We start from the raw sequence: 16,896 nt of genomic DNA on the forward strand, positions 1-16,896 counted from the left end.
TCCGGGGCCAACACCCCTTGGGCCGGGACTTGTTTGAACTTTTTCCCAACTCAGGACAAAGCGGGATCCGGGCAGGCCGGACCGGGGACCGGTGCTCTCACCGGCCCCCTTCCCGGCCATCGGCCGGAAGCGTGGATCAGCTGTTGAACGCGGCGTCGAAGGACGCGCTGGGCGGCTCGAAGTCGAAGGCCTTGAGGCGGGTGAGGGCTTCGGGGGCGCCCTGGAGCCGGTCCATGCCGGCGTCCTCCCACTCCACGGAGACGGGCCCCTGGTAGTCGATGGAGCGGAGCATGCGGAAGACGTCCTCCCAGGGGACGTCGCCGTGGCCGGCCGAGACGAAGTCCCAGCCGCGGCGGGGGTCGCCCCAGGGCAGGTGGGAGCCGAGGCGGCCGTTGCGGCCGTCCAGGCGCCTGCGGGCCTCCTTGCAGTCGACGTGGTAGATGCGGTCGCGGAAGTCCCACAGGAAGCCGACCGGGTCGAGGTCCTGCCACACGAAGTGCGAGGGGTCGAAGTTCAGCCCGAAGGCCTCCCGGTGGCCGACCGCCTCCAGGGCGCGCTGGGTGGTCCAGTAGTCGTAGGCGATCTCGCTCGGGTGCACCTCGTGCGCGAACCGCACGCCCTCGGCGTCGAAGACGTCGAGGATCGGGTTCCAGCGGTCGGCGAAGTCCTGGTAGCCGCGCTCGATCATCGCCTCGGGGACCGGCGGGAACATGGCGACCAGGTGCCAGATGGCCGAGCCGGTGAAGCCGATCACGGTGTCGACGCCGAGGCGGGCGGCGGCCCGCGCCGTGTCCTTGATCTCGGCGGCGGCGCGCTGCCGCACGCCCTCGGCGTCCCCGTCGCCCCAGATGCGGGCGGGCAGGATCGCCTCGTGGCGTTCGTCGATGATGGCGTCGCAGACCGCCTGGCCGACCAGGTGGTTGGAGATGGCCCAGCACTTGAGCCCGTACTTGTCGAGCAGCTGGTGCCGGGATTCCACGTACGAGGGGTCCGCGAGGGCCTTGTCGACCTCGAAGTGGTCGCCCCAGCAGGCGAGTTCGAGGCCGTCGTAGCCGAAGTCGCGGGCGAGGCGGCAGACCTCCTCCAGGGGCAGGTCCGCCCACTGGCCGGTGAAGAGAGTGAAGTTGCGCGGCATGTCGCTGCCAGCCTCCTCAGGGGGCGATCGGGGTGTAGACGGAGTTCTTCTCGGCGCTCTCCTCGACCGCGGCGAGCACCCGCTGCACCTGGAGCCCGTCGGCGAAGGACGGCTCGGGGCGGCGGCCCTCGGCGACGGCGTGGACGAGGTCGCGGGCCTGGTGCACGAAGGTGTGCTCGTAGCCGAGTCCGTGGCCCGGCGGCCACCAGGCGTCGAGGTAGGGGTGTTCCGGTTCGGTCACCAGGATGCGGCGGAAGCCGGCGTGCTCCCCCGGTTCCGTGCCGTCGTGGTACGACAGCTCGTTGAGGCGCTCCAGGTCGAAGGCGAGCGAGCCGCGCTCTCCGTTGAGTTCGATGCGCAGGGAGTTCTTGCGGCCGGTGGCGTAGCGGGTGGCCTCGAAGGAGACCAGGGCGCCGGAGGTGAGGCGGCCGGTGAAGACGGCCGCGTCGTCGACGGTGACCTCGCCCATGACGCCGTCGGCCGAGGCCGCGGTCAGGCCCCGGGCGGCGCCGGCGGGCAGCGGGCGCTGCCGTACGAAGGTCTCGGTGAGGGCGGAGACGCCCGCGATCCTCTCCCCCGTCAGGTACTGGGCGAGGTCGACGATGTGGGCACCGAGGTCGCCGAGGGCGCCCGATCCGGCCAGCTCCTTGCGCAGCCGCCAGGTGAGCGGGGCCCCGGGGTCCACCAGCCAGTCCTGGAGGTAGGTCACCCGCACGTGCCGAAGCCGTCCGACCCGGCCCTCGGCGACCATCCGCCGGGCCAGCGCGGTGGCGGGCACCCGGCGGTAGTTGAAGCCGACCATGGCCAGCTGGCCCCGCGCACCCGCCTCCTCGGCGACGCGGGTCATCTCCTCGGCCTCCTCGACGGTGTTGGCCAGGGGCTTCTCGCACAGCACGTGCTTGCCAGCGGCCAGCGCGGCCAGCGCGATCTCGGCGTGGCTGTCGCCGGGGGTGCAGACGTCGACCACGTCGATGTCGTCCCGTTCGACCAGGGCCCGCCAGTCCGTCTCGGTGCTCTCCCAGCCGTGCCGCTCGGCCGCGGTGCGGACGGCGTCGGCGTCCCGCCCGCAGATGGCCGCCATCACCGGGTTCAGGGGCAGGTCGAAGACCCGGCCGGCGGTGCGCCAGCCCTGGGAGTGGGCGGCGCCCATGAAGGCGTAGCCGACCATGCCGATGCGCAGGGGCGGTCTGGTCGCGGATGCCCCCGTGGCCCCGTTCCCGGTCCCGGCGGCGGCTGCCCCGGCCCCCTCGGGCTGCTGCGGCTGTCCCATGCGGATGTCCTCCTCGTCGTGGTGGCGCGGTGGGGGGTGGGACCCGCCCCGGGCGGCTGGTCAGGCCGCTGCCGGGGCCGGGTCCTGGAGATCCGTCACTTGAAGCCCGTGGACATGTACTGGTCGACGTTCTCCTTGTCGACGACGGCCGAGTAGCAGGTGACCGTCGAGGGGATCTCGAACTCGGCGAGCCCGCTGACGCCCTTGCCCTGGCCGAGCGCGCGGGCCAGGTCGATCGCGGAGGCGGCCATGGTCGGCGGGTAGAGCACCGTCGCCTTCAGCACGCCGCTGTCCGCCTTGATGGCCTGGAAGGCGGAGAGCGCGCCGGCGCCGCCGACCATCAGGAAGTCGTCGCGTCCGGCCTGCTCGATGGCGCGCAGGGCGCCCACGCCCTGGTCGTCGTCGTGGTTCCACAGGGCGTCGAAGCTCGACTGGGCCTGCAGCAGCTGGGCCATCTTGGACTGTCCGGACTCGACCGTGAACTCGGCGGCCTGGCGGGCCACCTTCTTGATGTTCGGGTAGTTCTTCAGACCGTCGTCGAAGCCCTGGGTGCGCTGCTGGGTCAGTTCGAGGTTGTCGATGCCGGCCAGCTCGATGACCTTGGCGTCCGGCTTGTCCTTCAGCTTCTCGCCGATGTAGTGGGCGGCGTTGAGGCCCATGCCGTAGTTGTCGCCGCCGACCCAGCAGCGGTAGGCCTGGGGGCTGTTGAAGATGCGGTCGAGGTTGACGACCGGGATGCCGGCGCGCATCGCCTTGAGGCCGATCTGGGTGAGGGCCTTGCCGTCCGCGGGCAGGATGACCAGGACGTCGACCTTCTTGTTGATGAGGGTCTCGATCTGGCCGATCTGCTGGGCGGTGTCGTTGGAGCCCTCGGTGACCTCGAGGCTGACGTCCGAGTACTTCTTGGCGCGGTTCTGCGCCTGGTCGTTGACGGCGTTGAGCCAGCCGTGGTCGGCCTGCGGACCCGCGTAGCCGATGGTGACCTGCTTGCCGGGCTTGTCGTCGGCGGCGGGCTGCGTGTCCGCCGCCTTGTCGCCGCCGTCGTCCGGGTCGTTGCTCGTGCACCCGGTGAGGACGGCACCGGCGGACACGGCGGCGGCTCCGAAGAGCAGCCCTCTGCGACTCGTGAGCTTCGTCATGACGGTGAACCCTTTCCTCAATGCGTGCTTGCGGTACGGCGCTGGACCAGCACGGCGGCGACGATGATCGCGCCCTTGGCGATCTGCTGCACGTCGGTCTGCAGGTTGTTCAGGGCGAAGATGTTCGTGATGGTGGTGAAGATCAGGACGCCGAGCACGGAGCCGATGATGGTTCCGCGCCCGCCGCTGAGCAGCGTGCCGCCGATGATCGCGGCGGCGATGGCGTCGAGTTCGTAGAGGTTGCCGTTGGTGTTCTGGCCGGAGCCGGCCAGGGCGATCAACAGGAAGGCGGCGATGCCGCAGCACAGCCCGGAGAGCAGGTAGATGTAGAGGCGCTGGCGGCGGACGTCGATGCCGGCCAGCCGGGCGGCCTCCGGGTTGCCGCCGACGGCGACGGTGCGGCGGCCGAAGGTGGTCCGGTTGAGCACCAGCCAGCCGATGACGGTGACGGCCGCGAAGACCAGGACCAGCGGCGGGATGCCGAGCACGTAGGAGTCCCGCTCGGCGAGGTCCAGGACGCCCGGCACCGTGACGACCTGGGTGCGCCCGTCGGTGATCTGCAGGGCCAGGCCGCGTGCCGAGGCCAGCATGGCGAGGGTGGCGATGAACGGCACCATCGTGCCGTAGGCGATGAGCACGCCGTTGACCAGGCCGCAGCCGACTCCGACGACGACCGCGGTGAAGAGGATGCCGGCGAAGCCGAAGTCCTGGGTGGCGACGGTGGTCGCCCACACCGAGGACAGGGCGACGATGGCGCCCACGGAGAGGTCGATGCCCCCGGACATGATCACGAAGGTCATGCCGACGGTGACGACGCCGATGACGGACGCCTGGGTGAGCACCAGCTGGAGGTTGCGGGTGTCGAGGAACGAGTCGGGCTGGGTGATGCCGCCGATGAGGACCAGGACGGCGAGCACGCCGAGCAGGCTGAGGGTGCGGACGTCGGCGCCGGCCGTCAGGTTCTTCCAGGCGGGCCGGGTGTCCACCGGTGCCGCCTTGCTGGTGCCGTCCCGCGGCGGGGACACGTGCTGCGTCATGACGCCGGGCTTCCTTCCATCACGAGGTCGAGTACGCGGTGTTCGTCGAGTTCGCGGGCGGGGGCCTCGTGCACGACGCTCCCCTCGCGCAGTACCAGCACCCGGTCGGCCAGGCCCAGGACCTCGGGGACCTCGCTGGAGACCAGCAGGACGGCGAGGCCCTCGTCGGCGAGGCGCCGGATGACGGCGTACAGCTCCGCGCGGGCGCCCACGTCGACGCCGCGGGTGGGCTCGTCGAGGAGCAGGACCCGGCAGCCGCGCAGCAGCCAGCGGGCGAGGACCGCCTTCTGCTGGTTGCCGCCGGAGAGGGTGCGCACCGGGGCGGTGGGGTTGTCGGGCCGCAGCGACAGTTCGCGGGTCGCGGCGCGGGCCGCCTTCAGTTCGGCCCCGCGGTCGATCCAGCCGCCGCGCGAGAAGCGGGACATGGCGGAGACCGACACGTTGCGGGTGACGGACTCCAGCATCAGCAGGGCCTGCGCCTTGCGCTCCTCGGGGGCGAGTCCGAGTCCGGCGCGCACCGCGGCGCGCACGCTGCCCGGCCGCAGCGCCCGCCCGTCGACGAGGACCTGTCCGGCGTTCGGCTTGCGGGCCCCGTAGACGGTCTCCAGGATCTCGGAGCGGCCGGAGCCGACGAGTCCGGCGAGGCCGACGATCTCGCCGGGGCGGACGTCCAGGTCGAGCGGTGCGAACTCGCCGTGCCGGGTCAGTCCGCGGACGCTCAGCACCGGCTCGCCGGTGCCGGGGGCGGCGGGCCGCTCCGGGAAGACGTACTCGACGTTGCGCCCGGTCATCAGGGCCACCACGTCGCGGGTGGGCGTGTCCTTGGCGGGCAGTCCGCCGGCCACCGCCCGGCCGTCCTTGAGGACGGTGACCCGGTCGCCGATGCGGCGGATCTCCTCCAGGCGGTGCGAGATGTAGACGACGGCGACGCCGTCGGCGGTGAGGTCGGCGACGATGCGGAAGAGGTTGTCGACCTCGTCCGGGTCGAGCGCGGCGGAGGGTTCGTCCATCACGATGAGCCGTACGTCGTGCGAGAGCGCCCGCGCCATGGACACGATCTGCTGCTGGGCCGCGGAGAGGTCCCCGACCAGCCGGCCCGGGTCGACCTCGGGGTGCCCGAGCCGCTTCAGCAGCTGGGCCGTCGAGGTCTTCGCCGCCCTTCCGCGCACGACGAAGCCGGCGCTGGTCGGCTCGTGGCCGAGGTGGACGTTCTCGGCCACCGACAGGTGCTCCACCAGGTCGAGTTCCTGGTAGATGGTGGCGATGCCGAGGCGCATGGCCGCGATGGGCGAGCGCAGGGTGACGTCCTCGCCGCGCCAGCGGATGGTGCCGGTGTCGGGCTGGTGGGCGCCGGCCAGCACCTTGATGAGCGTGGACTTCCCGGCGCCGTTCTGGCCGAGCAGGCAGTGCACCTCGCCGGCCTGGACGTCGAGGTCGACGCCGTCCAGGGCCCGGACTCCGGGGAACGACTTGGTGATGCCGGACATGCTGAGCAGCGGTGGTTCTGGTGCCATGTGAGGTCCCCTCGGCGGGCATGCGGGCCGGTGTCAGGGCAGAGCAGGGCAGGGCAGGGCAGAGCGCTGTGCTGGTGGAGCGGGACGGAGGTGACGGAGGTACCGGAGGGTTCCTACGCCGGTGAGAAGAGGTGATCGCTGATCAGGCGGGCCGCGCCGATGACGCCGGCGGTGGGCCCCAACTCCCCCAGGACGATGGGGAGGTTGCCGGTCGCCAACGGCAGCGACTGGCGGTAGACCTGGGTGCGGATGGCGGCGAGCAGGTTGTGGCCGAGGCCGGTCACCCCGCCGCCGATCACCACCAGGCCCGGGTTGAAGAAGCTGACCAGTCCCGCGATGACCTGGCCCGTGCTGCGGCCGCCCTCGCGGATCAGGTCGAGCGCGGTGGCGTCCCCGGCGGCTGCCGCGGCGGCGACGTCGGCGGCGCTGAGCCCGCCGTTCGCCTCCAGCCGGTTCGCGAGCTCGGGCGAAGTGCCCTGTTCGGCGGCCTCCGTGGCGTCGCGGGCCAGTGCCGCTCCGCTGAAGTGGGCCTCCAGGCACCCCCGGTTGCCGCAGGCGCACTGGCGTCCGTCGGGCACGGCCTGGATGTGCCCGATGTCGCCCGCGCTGCCCGTGGTCCCCCGGTAGACGTCACCGCCGACGACGATGCCGCACCCGATGCCGGTGCCGATCTTGACGACGAGGAAGTCGTGCACGGTGCGGGCGACGCCCGCGTGCTGCTCCCCGAGCGCCATCAGGTTGACGTCGTTGTCGACCATGACCGGGCAGCCGAGGTCCTGGCTGAGGGCCTCCCGCACGGGGAAGCCGTCCCAGCCGGGCATGATCGGCGGGGCCACCGGCACACCCTCGGGGAAGCGGACCGGCCCCGGGACGCCGATGCCGGCGCCGTCGAAGCCCTCCGCGAGTCCCGAGGCCCGCAGCTTGGCGGCCATGGACAGCACCAGCTCGAAGACCGCGACGGGTCCCTCGCGTACGTCCATGGGCTGGTTGATGTGCCCGAGGATCTCCAGCTCGGCGTTGGTGACGGCGACGTCGACCGAGGTCGCGCCGATGTCGACGCCGAGGAAGCGCAGTTCCGGGTTGAGCCGGACGTTGTGGCTGCGGCGCCCGCCGCGCGAGGCGGCGAGTCCGTCGGCCACGACCAGCCCCGTCTCCAGCAGCCGGTCCACCTCCACGGCCAGCTTGGACCGCGAGAGGTCGACCTGGTCGCCCAGCTGGGCGCGGGAGTTGGGCCCGCCGTCGCGCAACAGCTGGAGCAGTCGCGCCTGGTGGGTGTTGGCGGGTCGTGCGGTCATGCGTCTCACGAGCCCCTCCCCGCCTCGATCGGCCTTGGGTCTGCCGGTTTCCGGCCACGTGCTGTGGCCTGCTTTCGGAGGGAACGTAGCAGTGGGCGCCGGGTGTGGGAAGAAGTCACGCACGAATTGCTGCGAACTTTCTCCACTGAGTGGACAAAGGCAGGGGCGGGATCCGACGTACCCGGATGCGACGAGGCCGCCCGGCATGCTCGCCGGGCGGCCGTTGGAGGGGCTGTGACCTCAGGATTCTCCGCGCGCGTGGTACGAACGCCGGGTGTGTTCGGTGTGCTCGCGCATCAGCCGGGTCGCCGTCTGCTCGTCCCGGTCGGCGATCGCGGCGATCAGCGCGCGGTGCTCGATCCAGGACTGCCGGCCGCGCTGCCGGGCGATCGGCGTGTAGTACCAGCGGACGCGGCGGTCGACCTGCGCGGCGAGTTCACCGAGGACGGCGTTGCTCGCCAGGTCCATGATCTTCGCGTGGAAGCGGGCGTTGAGGACGACCGCGGCGTCCACGTCGTCGGCGGCGACGGCCCGCTCCCCCTCGCCGCACAGCTCCTCCAGCGCGGTCACGCCCGCCCGGCCGGCGTTGGCGGCGGCGAGCCGGGCGGCCTCGGCCTCCAGGAGGGTGCGCACGGTCAGGAGCTGGTCGGCCTCCTCCTCGGTGGGCTCGTGCACGAACGCGCCCTGCGCCGGGCGCAGATCGACCCAGCCCTCGGTGTTGAGCCGCTGCAGGGCCTCCCGCACGGGCTGCCGCGACACCCCGAGGTGCCCGGCGAGTTCGCTCTCGACGAGGTGCTGGCCCGGCTGGAGGGCGCGGGTCGTGATGAGTTCGAGCAGCGCCTCGTAGACCCGGTCGCGCAGCGGGCCGGGGCGTTCGAGCTTGGGCACCGCGCCCTGCGGCAGTCCTGCGGACAACATCGGTCCCCCTCGAAAGCCGGCACACAACCCCGTACGGGGAAGTATCGATTGTCTTTCGTCTACAGTCTACGGCGCGCGGCGGGCGGGGAGCCGGGGTGTAGGCCACGTCACATCGAGGGATGCGCGGGGGTGTTCAGGGGCAGCGGACGACCTGTCCGGCGTAGGAGAGGTTGCCGCCGAAGCCGAAGAGCAGGACCGGGTCGCCGGTGGTGATCTCGCCCCGCTCGACGAGCTTGGACAGGGCGAGGGGGATGCTCGCGGCGGAGGTGTTGCCGGACTCGACGACGTCGCGGGCGACGACGGCGCGGGCGGCGCCGATCTTCGCGGCGAGGGGTTCGATGATGCGCAGGTTGGCCTGGTGCAGGACGATCGCGGCGAGGTCGGCGGGGTCGAGGCCGGAGCGCTCGCAGGCCTGGCGGGCGACGGCGGGCAGCCGGGTGGTCGCCCAGCGGTAGACGCTCTGCCCCTCCTGGGCGAAGCGCGGGGGCGTGCCCTCGATGCGGACCGCGTTGCCCATCTCGGGCACCGAGCCCCACAGCACGGGACCGATCCCGGCCTCCTCGCCCGGCGCGCAGGCCTCCACCACGGCGGCGCCGGCCCCGTCGCCGACCAGGACGCAGGTGGTGCGGTCGGTCCAGTCGGTCACCTCGGACATCTTGTCGGCGCCGATGACCAGCGCCCGGCCGGCCGACCCGGCCCGTACCGCGTGGTCGGCGGTGGCCAGGGCGTGGGTGAAGCCGGCGCACACGACGTTGACGTCCAGGGCGGCGGGGCCGGGCATGCCGAGGCGGGCCGCGACGCGGGCGGCGGTGTTCGGGGAGCGGTCGATCGCGGTGGAGGTGGCGACCACGACCATGTCCACGTCGGCGGGGGTCAGGCCGGCCGAGGCGAGCGCCTTGGCGGCGGCGTGGCCGGCCAGCTCGTCGACCGGCTCGTCCGGCCCGGCGATCCGGCGGGTGCGGATGCCCACCCGGCTCCTGATCCACTCGTCGCTGGTGTCGACCATGCCCGCCAGGTCCTCGTTGGTCAGGACCCGGGCGGGCTGGTAGTGGCCGACGGCGGTGATCCGGGAGCCGTGGTGCATGGGTGGAGTCCTCGCTGCCTCGGGTACGGGATCCACCAGTGTGATCAGTGACCGACGGGTACGACGGCAGGTGATACGACAGGAAACGGGCGCCCGGCTTGTCGGCTTCGGTCAGCATCCGGCGCCGGCGGGACACCCGTTCCCCCGTCTCCCCCGTCCGTCCTCCTCGGCTACCCGGTGAAGAGCTGGGTCGCCTTGCGGACGAGTTCGTACAGCCCGTAGGCGAGCGGTGCGCCCACCCAGAGCCAGGTGAAGGCGATCAGCGGCCGCCTGTCGGGGACCTCAGGCGGACTCGGGCTGCTGTCGTGGGACATCGGCGGCCTCCTTCGGTGCCTCGGGCGTGGGCCGGTGGTGGCGGGGGTGGACCGGGCGGACGAGTTCGTTGGCGACGAAGCCGACCACCAGCAGCCCGATCATGATGACGAAGGAGGTGCCGTACAGCGCCGAGCCGTGGCGGCCGGCCTCCTCCTGCCGGTCGGCGATCCAGTTGACGATCAGCGGCCCGAGCACACCGGCCGTGGACCAGGCGGTGAGCAGCCGGCCGTGGATCGCGCCGACCTGGTAGGTGCCGAAGAGGTCCTTGAGGTAGGCGGGGATGGTCGCGAAGCCTCCCCCGTAGAAGGAGAGCACGACGAGGGCGCACAGGACGAACAGCGGCTTGGAGGAGTCGCCGAACAGGGCGATCAGCGCGTACATCAGCGCGCCGACGCCGAGGTAGACGCGGTAGATGTTCTTGCGTCCGATCAGGTCGGAGGTCGAGGACCAGCCGATCCGGCCCGCCATGTTGGCCGCCGAGAGCAGGGCGACGAAGCCCGCGGCCGCGGTCACCGACACGGGCGTGGAGGTGTCGGCGAAGAAGTCCGTGATCATGGGCGCGGCCTTCTCCAGGATGCCGATGCCCGCCGTGACGTTCATGCAGAGCACGACCCACAGCAGCCAGAACTGCGGGGTGCGCAGGGCATCGCGGGCCGAGACCTGCACGCCCTCCAGGGGGGCCGCCGTGCCGTCCGCCCGCTCCTTGGGACGGGGCACCCGCACCAGCAGTACGCCGAGCAGCATGAAGACGGCGTACGCCAGTCCGTGCACGAGGAAGGCGAGCGCGATCCCCGAGCTGTCGGTGCCGAAGGACTCCAGCATCTGGGCGGACCACGGCGAGGCGATGAGGGCGCCGCCGCCGAAGCCCATGATGGCTATGCCGGTGGCCATGCCCGGCCGGTCCGGGAACCACTTGATCAGGGTCGAGACGGGTGAGATGTAGCCGATGCCGAGGCCGATCCCGCCGACGAAGCCGTAGCCGAGGACGATCAGCCAGTACTGCTCCACGGCCGCGCCGAGCGCGGAGAGCAGGAAGCCGGACGAGAAGCAGACCAGGGCGACGGTCATCGCCCAGCGCGGGCCGTTCCGTTCGACGAGCGTGCCGCCGAACGCGGCCGACAGGCCGAGCATGACGATGCCCAGCTGGAAGGGGAGCGCGCTCTGGGTGCCGCTGAGGCCGAGCGCGGATTCCAGGGGCGGTTTGAACACGGACCAGGCGTAGGCCTGCCCGATGGAGAGGTGGACCGAGAGAGCTGCCGGGGGAACGAGCCAGCGGCTCCAGCCCGGGGGTGCGACGGGGGGACTCATGGGTCCCCAACCGTATGGACTGGGAAAGCGCTTGAGAAGACTGTTGAGCGGACAACCACCAGTGCTGCACAAAGGCTTGCTGGCTCAACTTCCATACTGTAGACAATATTTCGTCGACATCTGTTCGGCAGTTCCGCGGTATCCCTCGACCGAACGGAGCTCCCCGCCATGAAAGTCGCAGTCCTCGGCGCCGGTGCGATCGGCGCCTACGTCGGCGCCGCGCTCCACCGTGCGGGCGCCGACGTCCATCTCATCGCCCGTGGACCGCACCTGGCGGCCATGAGGCAGTACGGAGTGCGGGTGCGCAGCCCGCGCGGCGACTTCACCGCGCACCCCCGCGCCACCGACGACCCGGGCGAAGTCGGCCCGGTCGACTACGTTTTCCTGGGTCTGAAGGCCAACTCGTACGCGGCGTGCGGGCCGCTGATCGAGCCGCTGCTGCACGAGACCACGGCGGTCGTCGCCGCCCAGAACGGCATCCCCTGGTGGTACTTCCACCGCCACGGCGGCCCCTACGACGGGCGCCGGCTGGAGAGCGTGGACCCGGCCGGCGCGGTCAGCGCGGTGCTCGCCCCCGAACGGGCGGTGGGCTGCGTGGTCTACGCGGCCACCGAACTCGAACAGCCGGGCGTCGTCCGGCACGTGGAAGGCACCCGGTTCTCCGTGGGCGAGCCCGGCCGCGAGGTCTCGGCGCGGTGTCTGGCGTTCAGCGAGGCGATGCGGGCCGGCGGCCTGAAGTGCCCGGTCGAGCCCGACCTGCGGGGCGACATCTGGCTGAAGCTGCTGGGCAACATCTCCTTCAACCCGATCAGCGCCCTGGCCCGCGCCACCATGCGGCAGATGTGCCTGCACGGCGGCACCCGGCAGGTCATCGAGACCATGATGACCGAGACGCTGGCGGTGGCCGCCGCGCTCGGCTGCGAGGTCGGCGTCTCCATCGAACGCCGCCTCGCGGGCGCCGAACGGGTCGGCGACCACCGCACCTCCACGCTCCAGGACCTGGAGCGCGGCAAGCCGCTGGAACTCGACGTGCTGCTCGCGGCCGTGGTCGAACTGGCGGAGATCACCGGGGTCCCGGTGCCCACCCTGCGCACCGTGCACGCCCTGTCGGACCTGCTCGCGCTGAGGAGCGCCGCATGAGCGAACGCCAGCGAAACCGCCGGGGCCGCGCCCCGAAGACCTACACCCGCCTCACCCACCCCCTCGTCCGCGACTCGCGCGACGCGCCCTTCCGCCGCGCCACCTGGGACGAGGCCCTGGACCGCACCGCACGGGGCCTGACGGCGGCGCGCGACGCCTTCGGGATGTTCTCCTGCGCCCGGGCCACCAACGAGATGAACTACGTGGCGCAGAAGTTCGCCCGCGTGGTGATGGGCACCCACAACGTCGACTCCTGCAACCGGACCTGCCACGCGCCCAGCGTGGCGGGCCTGTCGGCCGCCTTCGGCTCGGGCGGCGGGACCTCGTCGTACGAGGAGGTGGAGCACACCGACCTGATCGTGATGTGGGGTTCCAACGCCCGCTTCGCGCACCCCATCTTCTTCCAGCACGTGCTCAAGGGCGTCCGGGCCGGGGCCCGCCTGTACGCCGTCGACCCGCGCCGCACCTCCACCGCCGAGTGGGCGGAGGGCTGGCTGGGGCCCAACGTCGGCACGGACATCCCGCTGGCGCACGCGGTGGGCCGGGAGATCATCCACGCCGGGCTGGCCAACGAGGCGTTCGTCGCGCGGGCCACCTCCGGCTTCGCCGAGTACCGGGAACTGGTCGAACCCTGGACGCTGTCCCTGGCCGAGAAGGTGACGGGCGTCCCGGCGGCCGCGATCCGCGAACTGGCCCACGCCTACGCCCGCGCCGAACGCGCCCAGCTGTGCTGGACCCTCGGGATCACCGAGCACCACAACGGCACCGACAACGTCCGGGCATTGATCAATCTGGCCCTGCTCACCGGCCACGTCGGGCGCTACGGATCGGGGCTCCAGCCGCTCCGGGGCCAGAACAACGTGCAGGGCGGCGGCGACATGGGCGCCATCCCCAACCGGCTGCCCGGCTTCCAGGACGTGCTCGACCCGGAGGTCCGGCTGAAGTTCGAGTCCGCCTGGGACACGGTCATCCAGCCCCGCCACGGACTCACCCTGACCGAGATGTTCGAGGCGATGGACGAGGGCTCGCTGCGGGCCGTCTACTGCATCGGCGAGAACCCGGCCCAGTCGGAGGCCGACAGCGAACAGGCGGTCCGCCGGCTGCGGGCCCTGGACTTCCTCGTCGTCCAGGACATCTTCCTGACCAAGACCGCCGAGCTGGCCGACGTGGTGCTGCCGGCGACGGCCGGCTGGGCGGAGACCGACGGCACCACCACGAACAGCGAGCGCCGGGTGCAGCGCGTCCGCCGAGCGGTGACGCCGCCCGGGGAGGCCCGGGAGGACATCGACATCCTCTGCGACCTCGCCACCCGCCTCGGCCACGACTGGAAGTACGCCGACGCCGAGGCGGTATGGAACGAGCTGCGCTCGCTGTCCCCCGACCACCACGGCATGACGTACGCCCGCCTGGAGGAGCACCAGGGCATCCAGTGGCCGTGCCCGAGCACCGAGGGCATGGAACCGTCCTATCTGCACGGCAGGCTGTGGGAGGCGGACCCGGCCCTGCGCGGGGTGCCCGCGCCCTTCGGGATCGTGGCGCACGACCCGCCCGTGGACCTCACCGACGAGGAGTACCCGATCCGGCTCACCACCGGACGCCGCCTCGACTCCTACAACACCGGGGTGCAGACCGGCGGTTACGCCTCCCCGCTGCGCCGCGGCGAGTCCGTCGAGCTGTGCCCGGAGGACGCCGAGCGCTACGGGGTGGCGGTCGGCGAGGAGGTGCGCGTGACCTCACGGCGCGGGTCGCTGCTGGCGCCCGTGTGGGTCGACACGGCGCTGCGTCCCGGGCTGGCCTTCATGAGCTTCCACTTTCCCGACGAGGTGGACACCAACCAGCTGACCATCGAGGCCAACTGCCCCATCGCGGGGACGGCGGAGTTCAAGGCCTCGGCGATCCGGATCGAGAAGGTGAGCACCGGTGGACCTGCGCTTCGGTGACGGCAAGCCGACCGACGAGGAACGCGAGGCCGTCGACGCCCTGCTCGGCCCGCCCGAGTCGTCCTGGGAGGGCGCCGACCGCGACGCGGCGGACGCCGCCGACCTGAGGTGGGCCCGCGGCGGCCGCGAGGCCAGGAACCGCCGCGACCTGCTGCTGCCCGGACTGCACGCGCTCAACGACCGGGTCGGCTGGATCAGCGAGGGCGCCCTGGACTACCTGTGCCGCCGCCTGACCGTGCCGCCGGCCGAGGCGTACGGCGTCGCCACGTTCTACGCCATGTTCTCGGTCCGCCCCCGCCCGGCGACGGTCCTGCACGTCTGCACCGACCTGGCGTGCGCGACGGCGGGCGCGGGCGAGCTGTGCGCGGCGGTGGAGGCGCGCCTGGGCCCGGAGAGCGGGGTGAAGGTCGAACGCTCCCCGTGCCTGGGCCTGTGCGAACGGGCCCCCGCGGCCTTGGCGATACGCGCGGGACATCCACCGTCCGGCGATATCTCAGCCCGTCCGGCGTTTGAGGACGAGGCCGTTCAGGCCGACAGCGGGGGTCCGGGGGCGGCAGCCCCCGGGGTCGGGAACGGGAAGGGGCGGCGGATGCGAGAACCCCGTTACGCCACCGCCGTCACCGCCCCCGCGACCCCCGAGGCCGCCATCACCGCGGCCACCACCCCCGAGGACGCCCCACCCGAACCCGCCCCCGCCCTCGCCGTCCCACAGACCGGCGACCCCACCCTCACCCTGCTCAGACGCATCGGCACCACCGACCCCACCTCCCTCGACGCCTACCGCGCCGCTGGCGGCTACACCGCCCTGCGCCGCGCCTTCGCCCTCGGCCCCGCCGGCGTCATCCGCGAGGTCACCGACGCCGGCCTGGTCGGCCGCGGCGGAGCCGCCTTCCCCACTGGACGCAAGTGGCAGGCCACCGCCGCCCAGCCGGACCGGCCGCACTACCTGGTGTGCAACGCCGACGAGTCCGAGCCGGGCACCTTCAAGGACCGCGTCCTCATGGAGGGCGACCCGTACGCCCTCGTGGAGGCGATGACGATCGCGGGCTACGCCACCGGGGCCCACCGCGGCTACCTCTACCTCCGCGGCGAGTACCCGCGCGCCCTGGCCCGCCTCACCCACGCGGTCGCCCGGGCCCGGGCCCGCGGGCTGCTCGGCGACGACGTCCTCGGCCAGGGCTACGCCTTCGACATCGAGATCCGGCGGGGCGCGGGCGCGTACATCTGCGGTGAGGAGACTGCGCTGTTCAACTCCATCGAGGGCCGCCGCGGTGAGCCGCGCTCCAAGCCGCCGTTCCCCGTGGAGAAGGGCCTGTTCGGGAAACCGACGGCGGCGAACAACGTCGAGACGCTGGTCAACGTCCTGCCGATCCTCACCATGGGCGCGCAGGCGTACGCGGCGATCGGCACCCCGTCGTCCACCGGCCCGAAGCTGTTCTGCGTCTCGGGCAGCGTCCGCCGGCCCGGCGTGTACGAACTCCCCTTCGGCGCCACCCTGGGGGAACTGCTCACCCTCGCCGGCGTCCGGGACGGACTGCGGGCGGTGCTGCTCGGCGGGGCGGCCGGCGGCTTCGTCCGCCCGGACGAACTCGGCATCCCGCTCACCTTCGAGGGCACCCGCGAGGCCGGCACGACGCTCGGCTCCGGTGTCGTCATGGCCTTCGACGACACCGTCCCGCTCCCCCGGCTGCTGCTGCGCATCGCCGAGTTCTTCCGCGACGAGTCCTGCGGGCAGTGCGTACCGTGCCGGGTCGGGACGGTACGCCAGGAGGAGGCGCTGCACCGGATCGCCGAGCGCACGGGCGCCGCCGCGGCCGGGGACGTCGCGCTGCTGCGGGAGGTCGGGCGGGCCATGCGGGACTCCTCCATCTGCGGTCTCGGGCAGACCGCGTGGAACGCCGTGGAATCCGCCATCGACCGTCTGGGGGCGTACGAATGACCGCGATACCGCTCGGAGTGCCGCGCCGGCTGGTGGAGTTCACCCTGGACGGGCAGGAGGCCCGGGTCCCCGAGGGTTCGACGATCCTGGACGCCTGCCGGGCCGCCGACAAGGACGTGCCGACCCTGTGCCAGGGCGACACCCTCACCCCGAAGAACGCCTGCCGGGTCTGCGTGGTGGAGGTCGAGGGCGCCCGGACGCTCGCCCCGGCCTGCTCGCGCCGCGCGGAGCAGGGCATGGTGGTGCGCACCGACACCGAGCGCGCCCGGCACAGCCGCAAGGTGGTGCTCGAACTGCTCGCCTCCTCGGTCGACCTGTCGACGACTCCGTCGGCGGCGCAGTGGATCAAGGAGTACGAGGCGAAGCCCGACCGCTTCGGCCCCGACGCGGCCCGCGTCGACGAGGAACCGCGCGTCGACAACGACCTGTACGTGCGGGACTACGGCAAGTGCATCCTCTGCTACAAGTGCGTGGACGCCTGCGGGGACCAGTGGCAGAACAGCTTCGCCATCTCCGTCGCGGGCCGCGGATTCGACGCCCGCATCGCGGTGGAGCACGACGGCCCGCTGACCGACTCGGCGTGCGTCTACTGCGGCAACTGCATCGAGGTCTGCCCCACCGGGGCCCTCTCCTTCAAGTCGGAGTTCGACATGCGGGCCGCCGGGACGTGGGACGAGGAGCGGCAGAGCGCCACGACGACGGTGTGCGCGTACTGCGGTGTGGGCTGCAACCTCACGCTCCACGTGCAGGACAATGAGATCGTGAAGGTCACCTCTCCGCACGACAACCCGGTGACCCACGGCAACCTCTGCATCAAGGGCCGCTTCGGCTACCAGCACGTACAGAACCGGGACTGACCGGC

The 16,896-nt window shown here is 72.3% G+C and carries 14 protein-coding genes; 4 read left to right on the forward strand and 10 right to left on the reverse strand.

All coding sequences use genetic code 11. The features are described 5' to 3' along the window. Positions 1-136 precede the first annotated feature (136 nt). From IE108_RS14630 to IE108_RS14675, 10 genes are all read right to left on the reverse strand, one after another. On the reverse strand, positions 137-1,135 hold the full coding sequence (locus tag IE108_RS14630) for a sugar phosphate isomerase/epimerase family protein (RefSeq protein WP_064730692.1): 999 nt from the start codon (positions 1,133-1,135) through the stop codon (positions 137-139). A 16-nt stretch (positions 1,136-1,151) separates the two neighbouring features. Continuing rightward, a complete protein-coding gene (locus tag IE108_RS14635) occupies positions 1,152-2,405 on the reverse strand; it encodes a Gfo/Idh/MocA family protein (RefSeq protein ID WP_064730691.1) in 1,254 nt (417 codons plus the stop codon). A 95-nt stretch (positions 2,406-2,500) separates the two neighbouring features. After that, on the reverse strand, positions 2,501-3,544 hold the full coding sequence (locus IE108_RS14640) for a substrate-binding domain-containing protein (RefSeq protein ID WP_064730690.1): 1,044 nt from the start codon (positions 3,542-3,544) through the stop codon (positions 2,501-2,503). 17 nt (positions 3,545-3,561) lie between these two features. Further along, a complete protein-coding gene (locus tag IE108_RS14645) occupies positions 3,562-4,581 on the reverse strand; it encodes an ABC transporter permease (protein ID WP_064730689.1) in 1,020 nt (339 codons plus the stop codon). Then, a complete protein-coding gene (locus tag IE108_RS14650; RefSeq protein WP_064730688.1) occupies positions 4,578-6,095 on the reverse strand; it encodes a sugar ABC transporter ATP-binding protein in 1,518 nt (505 codons plus the stop codon). Before IE108_RS14650 ends, IE108_RS14645 begins: the two co-directional genes overlap by 4 nt. Positions 6,096-6,208: 113 nt before the next feature. After that, complete coding sequence (locus IE108_RS14655; protein WP_064730687.1) at positions 6,209-7,390, reverse strand: ROK family transcriptional regulator; 1,182 nt, start codon at positions 7,388-7,390, stop codon at positions 6,209-6,211. A gap of 240 nt (positions 7,391-7,630) precedes the next feature. Then, positions 7,631-8,308 carry a GntR family transcriptional regulator gene (locus IE108_RS14660; RefSeq protein ID WP_079163726.1) on the reverse strand — a complete coding sequence of 226 codons (678 nt, stop codon included), beginning with the start codon at positions 8,306-8,308 and terminating at the stop codon, positions 7,631-7,633. Between the two features lie 133 nt (positions 8,309-8,441). Beyond that, positions 8,442-9,392 carry a beta-ketoacyl-ACP synthase III gene (locus tag IE108_RS14665; RefSeq protein ID WP_064730685.1) on the reverse strand — a complete coding sequence of 317 codons (951 nt, stop codon included), beginning with the start codon at positions 9,390-9,392 and terminating at the stop codon, positions 8,442-8,444. Between the two features lie 170 nt (positions 9,393-9,562). Beyond that, on the reverse strand, positions 9,563-9,706 hold the full coding sequence (locus IE108_RS14670) for an MFS transporter small subunit (RefSeq protein WP_181849452.1): 144 nt from the start codon (positions 9,704-9,706) through the stop codon (positions 9,563-9,565). Next, the gene (locus tag IE108_RS14675; RefSeq protein WP_064730684.1) at positions 9,675-11,015 is read right to left on the reverse strand and encodes an OFA family MFS transporter; all 1,341 of its coding nucleotides are present in this window, start codon (positions 11,013-11,015) and stop codon (positions 9,675-9,677) included. Before IE108_RS14675 ends, IE108_RS14670 begins: the two co-directional genes overlap by 32 nt. 168 nt (positions 11,016-11,183) lie before the next feature. On the opposite strand from IE108_RS14675, the gene IE108_RS14680 reads away from it, so the two are divergent. Genes IE108_RS14680 through IE108_RS14695 form a run of 4 tightly spaced genes read left to right on the forward strand, consistent with a single transcriptional unit; the run spans position 11,184 to position 16,891 of the window. After that, positions 11,184-12,155: a 2-dehydropantoate 2-reductase gene (locus IE108_RS14680; RefSeq protein ID WP_064730683.1), complete on the forward strand. Its 972-nt coding sequence runs from the start codon at positions 11,184-11,186 to the stop codon at positions 12,153-12,155. Beyond that, complete coding sequence (locus IE108_RS14685; protein ID WP_064730682.1) at positions 12,152-14,095, forward strand: molybdopterin oxidoreductase family protein; 1,944 nt, start codon at positions 12,152-12,154, stop codon at positions 14,093-14,095. The genes IE108_RS14680 and IE108_RS14685 overlap by 4 nt, the downstream gene beginning before the upstream one ends. Then, positions 14,076-16,034: an NAD(P)H-dependent oxidoreductase subunit E gene (locus IE108_RS14690; protein ID WP_064730681.1), complete on the forward strand. Its 1,959-nt coding sequence runs from the start codon at positions 14,076-14,078 to the stop codon at positions 16,032-16,034. The genes IE108_RS14685 and IE108_RS14690 overlap by 20 nt, the downstream gene beginning before the upstream one ends. Beyond that, positions 16,031-16,891 (forward strand): 2Fe-2S iron-sulfur cluster-binding protein, encoded by an 861-nt coding sequence (locus IE108_RS14695; RefSeq protein WP_064730680.1) that lies wholly within the window; start codon positions 16,031-16,033, stop codon positions 16,889-16,891. Before IE108_RS14690 ends, IE108_RS14695 begins: the two co-directional genes overlap by 4 nt. Positions 16,892-16,896 lie beyond the last annotated feature (5 nt).

Origin of the sequence: Streptomyces parvulus (assembly GCF_014648855.1) — a bacterium.
Lineage (GTDB): Bacteria > Actinomycetota > Actinomycetes > Streptomycetales > Streptomycetaceae > Streptomyces > Streptomyces parvulus.

Coding starts and splice junctions, on each gene's coding strand:
- IE108_RS14630 (WP_064730692.1), bottom strand. CDS start 1,135: ATGCCGCGCAACTTCACTCTCTTCACCGGCCAGTGGGCGGACCTGCCC.
- IE108_RS14635 (WP_064730691.1), bottom strand. CDS start 2,405: ATGGGACAGCCGCAGCAGCCCGAGGGGGCCGGGGCAGCCGCCGCCGGG.
- IE108_RS14640 (WP_064730690.1), bottom strand. CDS start 3,544: ATGACGAAGCTCACGAGTCGCAGAGGGCTGCTCTTCGGAGCCGCCGCC.
- IE108_RS14645 (WP_064730689.1), bottom strand. CDS start 4,581: ATGACGCAGCACGTGTCCCCGCCGCGGGACGGCACCAGCAAGGCGGCA.
- IE108_RS14650 (WP_064730688.1), bottom strand. CDS start 6,095: ATGGCACCAGAACCACCGCTGCTCAGCATGTCCGGCATCACCAAGTCG.
- IE108_RS14655 (WP_064730687.1), bottom strand. CDS start 7,390: ATGACCGCACGACCCGCCAACACCCACCAGGCGCGACTGCTCCAGCTG.
- IE108_RS14660 (WP_079163726.1), bottom strand. CDS start 8,308: ATGTTGTCCGCAGGACTGCCGCAGGGCGCGGTGCCCAAGCTCGAACGC.
- IE108_RS14665 (WP_064730685.1), bottom strand. CDS start 9,392: ATGCACCACGGCTCCCGGATCACCGCCGTCGGCCACTACCAGCCCGCC.
- IE108_RS14670 (WP_181849452.1), bottom strand. CDS start 9,706: ATGTCCCACGACAGCAGCCCGAGTCCGCCTGAGGTCCCCGACAGGCGG.
- IE108_RS14675 (WP_064730684.1), bottom strand. CDS start 11,015: ATGAGTCCCCCCGTCGCACCCCCGGGCTGGAGCCGCTGGCTCGTTCCC.
- IE108_RS14680 (WP_064730683.1), top strand. CDS start 11,184: ATGAAAGTCGCAGTCCTCGGCGCCGGTGCGATCGGCGCCTACGTCGGC.
- IE108_RS14685 (WP_064730682.1), top strand. CDS start 12,152: ATGAGCGAACGCCAGCGAAACCGCCGGGGCCGCGCCCCGAAGACCTAC.
- IE108_RS14695 (WP_064730680.1), top strand. CDS start 16,031: ATGACCGCGATACCGCTCGGAGTGCCGCGCCGGCTGGTGGAGTTCACC.